A 6090-nucleotide genomic window follows, 5' to 3' on the forward strand; every position below is an offset into this window, starting at 1 on the left:
GATCTCTAATCCTGCTCAAAGCAGGAAAAGCCAATTCAACGCTTTTACTTATCATCCGTTGCCAACACGTACATCTGCGCCGCCACCTGCAATTTGAACTTGTCGTCTGGATTGTCGAGCGAGATATTCAGCATCGACTCGATCCGCTCGACCCGGTACCGCAGCGTACTGATATGAATATCCAGTGCCTTGGCCGTATTGAGTAGTTGAAAGCCTTCTCTGGCCAAGGTCAGTACAGTGTCTATCAGGGCATTGCCGCGCTTGGGGTTGCCGAGCGGCTCGATCAGCTTTTCCATCAGCAAGCGACGGGCATCCGAGTCCCCCATCAAGGCGCGAGGGAATAGCACCTCGTCGAAGTCATGCAGCTTTCCGGGCTTGAGCAGCGGCAGCAGCGCCAGCACGTCTTCTGCCCCTTGAGCCATACCCGTCACCCCCTGGTGCACGCGGCTGACGGCCATCGCGCTACCTTCTGTGCGCACCGACCTCCAGATGGCGTCTGGGGCGTTTTCTGCCGGGAGCAAGAAGCTGACCTGGTTCAGCGAGACGGACATGAGCGGCGCGATGCCCATGCCCTGCATCGACTGGGCAATACGCTCGGCAATTCGCGAGCGCCGGTTGAAGCCTTCCACCGACAACGGGATCGGTTCATTCAACAACACCAGACAAACCCGGTAGTCCCTGTTTTCGCCCCATCCCGAAACTTGCGCCCGCTCTATGGCACTTGGCGTGGCAGAGAACTTGCCCTCCAGCAACCCCGCGACGAATGCATAACCTAAGCGGGTTTCCTGGTCGGACAACTGACGCTGGTAGGCAAGATGCAACGCCGCAATCACCGAGGCGTGTTCGAGCGCTCGAGACTCCAGCTCCTCAAACGCCCCTTCCTCCCCGTGCAGCCAGACAATGCCCACCACTTCTCCACGAAGCCTGATGGCACCGCCCAGCCTGGGGCGCTGCACGCCCTGCGTCACGACTTTTGCCGTGGTGGCATCGAAAAAGCCCGTGAGCGAGTCCTGCTCGGTGATGTTCTTGATCAGTGCGCGCTCGGCCAGCGCGTCGACCGCGGGGTCGGAGGCCCCCAGAACAGTGCCATCCGCAGAGACCACGGTTGCATGCTTGTCCAGGGCGGATTTCAGCGCCTTGGCCAAGCCCTCCAGGTTGTTGCCCTCCAGGGCAGCCTCGGTCAACGTGCGATGGATATGGTCTGAGCGGCGAATGGTCTCGGCCTGGATGTTGATGATCCGGGCCAGCACATCGTGCATGATCTCGCTGAACTGGATCTCCCACGGCAACTCGAGCAGTGGCAAGTCGCAGCGGTTCGCTTCGTCAATGGCGGCCTGGGTGAAATGCTCGCGAAAATGCGGAACAGCCAGCACCACCCCCGCCAAACCGATTTCACTCAGCCGGCGCACCATCACACGGCATTCTTCGTCGTCTACTGGCCAGTTGTAGCCGGTGGTCAACAGAAGCTCGCCAGGCTTCAACCAATTGGTGATCTCGGGGTGATCGACGATGTGAACCCAGGTGATTTCGCGATCCATGGCTGTTTCGCCGGCCACCACAGTGGCCTCGCGAAGCACAGTGTTACCTATCGCTGCATCGAGCTTCATGACCTATCAATCCCACTCAGAAATAACCACACGACAGCTCTCGAAGGCTGCCAGGTTTGAAACGACCTTAGCAGCCAAACACTGGAGAATGCTGCGCTGCGTGCAACTAACCCAGAATTTTCGCAAGGTACTCAGCCAGGTGCATGGCTTCTCTACCACTCACATTGCGGATCTGCCCGCGGCAACTGAAGCCATCGGCAACCACCGCCACCTGCTGCGGGATCTTGTCGATGTGAGGTTTGAACTCTTTCTCACCGATGATCTTCGCAATCGGAGCCGTCTTGCTGTGGTAAGCGTATGCACCCGCCACGCCGCAGCAACCCGCAGCAATCACCTGGCCCTGGCCGCCCAGCTTTTCAAGAACGCCCTGCTCCCCTGCCATCCCGCCGCAGGACTTCTGATGGCAATGCCCATGTATGCGCACGTCTTCGTTGATCGAAGGCAACTGCAGACCACGCAGTTCGATGAACTCACTCAAGGTCATGATCGACTTCTCGAGCTTTTTGGCGCGTGGGTCCGTCGGGAACAGGCCCGGCATTTCGTCGCGGAACACCGACAAGCAACTGGGCTCAAGGACGATGACTGGAAGCCCTTCTTCGAGCACCGGCGCCAACTGGGCAAGGATCTGCTCAAGGTTCGACTTGGCCTGATCGATCATGCCCACGTCGTAATAAGGCCGGCCGCAGCACACATGGCGCTTCATCAGTTTTACGCTAAACCCAAGCGCCTCGAGTACGGTTACGCCCGCTTCGAGCACGTTGGGCGTGAAGCCATTATTGAAGCTGTCCACCCACAACAGCACCTCTGTACCGGCACGCACACGCTCATTTTTCAGGATGCGCCTGGCCGTAGCGCTGCTACGGAAACTCTGCGAGGCGACCTTTGGGAACTTGGCTTCACGCGCCAGCCCGAAATAAGCACCCGCCGTACGCACCAGCGGGTTACCCATGGCGTAGTTGAGTACAGGTGACAGCTTGGTGGCATGCGGCAGCCATGCGCCGATGCGCCCGATCATGGCGTCCATCACCGGGCGCGGCTTGTGGCTGTAATAGCGGCTAAGGAACTCGGTCTTGTAGCGGGCGATGTTCACATTGGTCGGGCAGTCCGTCTTGCAGCCCTTGCAGCTCAGGCACAGATCCAGGGAGTCCTTGACCTCTTCGTTCTGCCAGGCACCTTCGAGCAGCTCGCCCTTCAACAGCTCGAAAAACAAACGTGCACGGCCGCGGGTGGAGTACTTCTCTTCGCGGGTAGCCCTGAAGCTTGGGCACATGGTGCCGCCCTCGAGCGAGCGGCATTTACCCATCCCGATGCAGCGCTCGGCCTCACGCGCCAGGCCCTTGTCACCGAGGCGCGCATCGTAGGTGAACGGGCTGGGGATTTCACGGCGCTCGTAGTCCGGGCCCAACCGCAGGTTGGCATCGACCGGCATGGCATGGATCAGCTTGCCGGGGTTCATCTTGTTCAGCGGGTCCCAGATCGCCTTGAATTCGGCAAAGGCATTCATGATCTCGGTGGAGTACATGATCCGCAGGTATTCCCCCTTGGCCTGGCCATCACCATGCTCGCCCGACAACGAACCACCGTAGCGCACGACCAGGTGAGCCGCCTCCTCCAGGAATGCTCGCCAGTTATCCAGGCCGTCCTGGGATTTCAGGTCGAAGGTAATGCGCGAGTGGATACAGCCATCACCAAAGTGCCCATAGAGGTTGGTCTTGTAGCCGTAGCTGCTGACCAGGCGCTTGAATTCGCGAAGGTACTGGCCGAGGTGCTCGGGCTCGACCGCTGCATCCTCCCACCCTACGACAGGATCAGGCGCATTCGGGTCCAGCCCCAGCGAGGTCGCCGAGGCGCCCGTCTCTCGGATCGTCCAGATTCGATTCATCAAACCTGCATCGGTCACCAGCCGCACACTTGGGCTGCCCGGCAACTCAGGCGCAATGTCCACGGCCTGCTGGGCGAAGGCAACCGCTTGCTCAGTCGACAGGGCACCAAACTCGATCATCAACCAGGCGTTGCCAGCCGGAAGCTCGGCGATATCGGCAAGCTTCATGCCGCGTTCTTTAAGCCCATCGATGATGCCATCATCCAACCCTTCCATTGCGATTGGGTTGAGCGGCAGCAACTGCGGTACGGAGTCGGCTGCGTAACAGATCTCGTCATAGCCCAGCACCACCAGCACGCGGTGAGTCGGGTTCTTCACCAGAATCGTCTCAGCCTGCAGGACGGTGACGCAGGTGCCTTCGACGCCCACCAGCGCGCGTGCAATGTTGAAGCCGTTTTCAGGCAACAACTGATCGAGGTTGTAGCCCGACACGCGACGTTTGAGCTTGGGGAACCCCTGGCGAATGTGCGCCTCGTTGCGATCGACCAGCGCTTTCAATGCCTGCACGATCTCGGCACGCCGCCCACCGGCCTTGATGTGTTCCTGGTAGGCGGCCTCGTCGGTAGGCCCTACCCAGAAACGTTCCCCGTCATAGGTCAGAATTTCCAGGCGCTCGACGTTTTCGACTGTCTTGCCGGCCATCACCGAGTGAGCGCCACAGGAGTTGTTGCCGATCATGCCGCCCAGCGTGCAGCGGCTATGGGTTGCAGGGTCCGGGCCGAAGGTCAGCCCCACCTTGGCCGCCTCGCTTTTGAGCTGATCGCAGATCACACCCGGCTGCACCCTGGCCAGGCGCCTTGCAGGGTCGATCTCATGAACAGCGTGAAGGTATTTGGAGGCATCGATCACAACCGCCGCGTTCACTGCCTGGCCGCACATGGAGGTACCCGCGCCACGCGGCAAGATCGGCATGCCGGCCTCTTTGCAGAGGCGTACCGTGGTCACGATGTCGTCGACGGTCCTGGGAATGACAATGCCTATCGGCAGCTGACGATAGTTTGACGCCTCGGAGGCGTAGATGGCGCGCGTGGCGGCGTCGAATCGAACCTCCGCCGAGGTTTGCGCCTCAAGCTTGGCGCGCAGGGTCATCAGGAGGTTGAGGTCGAAAGGGATAGGGTTGTTTTTTGTCATTAGGAGAAGCCTGGTCTCGATCATCAGCACGGAAACGCAACGGCCCTACGGGGACTCCCCAGGGTAGAGCGGTGGGCGTTAACTACTGTAAGCCGAGCGCGAGTGAAGCTCTACCAACTCGGAATAGGAAGAAACAGGCTTTTCATGCTTCTCTAGGCAGGATCAAATCGCAACGCCTCAGTACCCCTTGCCGCGATGCACCGTGTTCAGCAAGGGCAGGCCGCTGCGCGCGCGTTGAAGGTTTCGCACGATGACATCAACAGCGCCCTCGACCTGAACATTGCTGGCGATATGCGGGGTCAGCAATACCCGCGGGTGCCGCCAGAACGGGTGGTCGGGCAAGGGAGGTTCCTGATCAAGCACGTCCAGCACCGCGCCTGCGACCTTGCCGGTATCAAGCGCCGCCAGCAGATCCTGCTCGACAACATGAGCACCACGCCCCACGTTCACTACACCTGCCCCCGTGGGCAGCGCACCGAGCGTGGTCGCGTTCAATATGCCCGTCGTTTCGGGTGTCAGAGGCAACAGGTTGATCAGGATGTCGCATTGGCCTAGAAATGCATGCAATTGCTCATTACCCACGTAGCAACGCCCACCCGCGACCGCTTTGGGCGAACGGCTCCACGCATTCAGCTGGAAGCCCAGTGGCTGCAACCGCTGCAGGGCTACCTGCCCGAGGTTCCCCAGCCCCATCACACCCACACGCCGCTCGCACGCAGGGATGATCGGCAAAGGCGCCCAGCGGCGCTCGCGCTGACTGTTCTGGTAAGTAAGGATGTCACGGTGCAAGGCCAGCACGGCAAAGGTCACGTACTCGGCCATGATGTCGGCCATGGCGCCATCCACCAGCCTGACCAGCGAAACGTGCTCGGGTAGCTCAGACAGGTCGAACTGATCGACGCCGGCGCCTGCCGAGTACAGCACGCTGAGGTTTGGGAACTGCGCCATCAGCCTCGGCATCGGTTTCCAGGCAATCAGATACTCGATGTCGCGCGCATCGCCCACCTCGGGCCATTCGCGAAACTCAAGTTCGGGGGCACTTTCAAGAAAAGCCTGACGCCATTGAGCAGCACTGCCGGGCTCGGCCATGTAGAGAATAGCCATGTCTGGCTCCTGTTATTCAGTACACACATGATGCCCACCCCAACGACATGATGCCTTCACATGGGTGCACTAAAAGAACAGCCGTTCCTCCTGCCTCGAGTAGGTAGTTTCACCACCGGTACTGAAAGCCCTGAACCGCCAAGTCACAGCTGTTCGGAAATCTCGATCAGATTGAGATCAGGGTCGCGCACATAGACCGAGAGGATAGGCCCGGTCGCCCCGGTCCGCTGAACAGGCCCTTCGACAATGGGCCAGTTCTGAGCCTTGAGGTGTGCGACCACCTGCTCGAGCCCGACACTGGTGATCAAGCACAAGTCCAATGCCCCCGGCACCGGCAGGTGGGCCTTTGGCTCGAACTCATGCCCG

Annotated in this window: 3 protein-coding genes and 1 pseudogene; all 4 read right to left on the reverse strand. The window is 60.2% G+C overall.

Going from position 1 to position 6090, the window contains the following annotated elements; genetic code table 11:
• Nucleotides 1-44 precede the first annotated feature (44 nt).
• Nucleotides 45-1607 carry a PucR family transcriptional regulator gene (locus NP534_RS25135; RefSeq protein WP_274100503.1) on the reverse strand — a complete coding sequence of 521 codons (1563 nt, stop codon included), beginning with the start codon at nt 1605-1607 and terminating at the stop codon, nt 45-47.
• Nucleotides 1608-1713: 106 nt separating this feature from the next.
• Nucleotides 1714-4620 (reverse strand): FAD-binding and (Fe-S)-binding domain-containing protein, encoded by a 2907-nt coding sequence (locus NP534_RS25140; RefSeq protein WP_274100504.1) that lies wholly within the window; start codon nt 4618-4620, stop codon nt 1714-1716.
• A 177-nt stretch (nt 4621-4797) separates the two neighbouring features.
• The gene (locus tag NP534_RS25145) at nt 4798-5724 is read right to left on the reverse strand and encodes a 2-hydroxyacid dehydrogenase (protein WP_274100505.1); all 927 of its coding nucleotides are present in this window, start codon (nt 5722-5724) and stop codon (nt 4798-4800) included.
• A gap of 143 nt (nt 5725-5867) precedes the next feature.
• Nucleotides 5868-6090: pseudogene (locus NP534_RS25150) on the reverse strand (VOC family protein); the annotation flags it as partial.

Source organism: Pseudomonas sp. 39004 (genome assembly GCF_028682155.1).
Classification (GTDB): domain Bacteria; phylum Pseudomonadota; class Gammaproteobacteria; order Pseudomonadales; family Pseudomonadaceae; genus Aquipseudomonas; species Aquipseudomonas capeferrum.